General features: G+C 37.2%; 2 protein-coding genes. Both read left to right on the top strand.

What is annotated here, in order from left to right:
• Positions 1-107 precede the first annotated feature (107 nt).
• Positions 108-671, top strand: a complete 564-nt coding sequence (locus AACR75_RS02170) for a hypothetical protein (RefSeq protein ID WP_156117149.1) — start codon at positions 108-110, stop codon at positions 669-671.
• Between the two features lie 146 nt (positions 672-817).
• Positions 818-1,071, top strand: a 254-nt coding sequence (locus AACR75_RS02180; protein WP_047691644.1) for a DUF3465 domain-containing protein, incomplete at its 3' end; no start/stop codon positions are given.

Genomic DNA, 1,071 nt, shown 5'->3' on the forward strand with positions numbered 1-1,071 from the left:
CCCTTAATTGGGCGTTATGTTTATCCTCACACTTATGATGTTTATTATGAGTGCTCGGGCTACTGTTCTATATAATGGTACCTTTATTACAGTCGGATTTAATCATCATGAAAAAACTCTCTATCATTGCTTTAGCTCTTCTGTCGTGCAGTGTTTCAGCTAACAATTTAAAAGACACTGTTCCTGAAGCTAAAACTAAATTAGAGCAATTCAGCGCTAAAACAGGTGTCGTTCTTGTACGTGGTTTCCAAAAAATCGGAACAGCAAATGGCTTGTACAACACCCTTGTTAACGTAGAAAGTAAAGAATTTACTAACGTTACTAGTGGTCAGAAAGAGTACGGTATTACTATCGAAGCTTTCAAAGAAGATGGACGTTACGATAAAAAGCATACAACTTATATCGACTTCGATGAAATTGATTCTTTGATAGCTGGTATTGATTACATTTCAAAAATCAAACCAGACGTAACAAAGTTTGAAGATTTCCAAGCTGATTACTCGACTAGAGGTGACCTGAAAATTTCCACATTTAGTTCTGGTGGCAAAGTAATGGCGGCAGTTTCAAGCGGTAAAATTGGTGGCGTAGCTGCTTATTATAACCTTGAAGACTTGGCAAAAATTAAAGATCTAATTGTTAAAGCTAAGGCTAAAATCCAAGAAGTAAAATAAACATAACAAACAGTTCAAGAGGGATTCAGCACGCGTGGCATTTTTGCTTTGCGTTGGTTTTTGGTGTTGAAGTGCTATGCAGAGGCTTAGTCATTGCGTGCTTCACCCCTTAACTGGGCGTTATGTGAATTGGAGAAATTGAGTATATGAAGAAGTTAATCGCTATATTTATAGCCGTCTTTTGTCTAGCTTCGATTGGTGCTCAAGCTAATGATCATCAGTTAAAAAATGCGTATGAAAATCATCAAAGTGATATTCAAGTTCAGGGCTCAGGCACAGTTATTCGCTTGTTACCTGATGACAACGAAGGAAGTAGGCAGCAAAAATTCATATTGAAACTGGACAGTAAACAAACTTTACTTGTTGCTCACAATATTGATTTAGCTCCTAGGGTTCCAAA

It is taken from the genome of Vibrio sp. ZOR0018, assembly GCF_963865925.1.
Classification (GTDB): domain Bacteria; phylum Pseudomonadota; class Gammaproteobacteria; order Enterobacterales; family Vibrionaceae; genus Vibrio; species Vibrio anguillarum.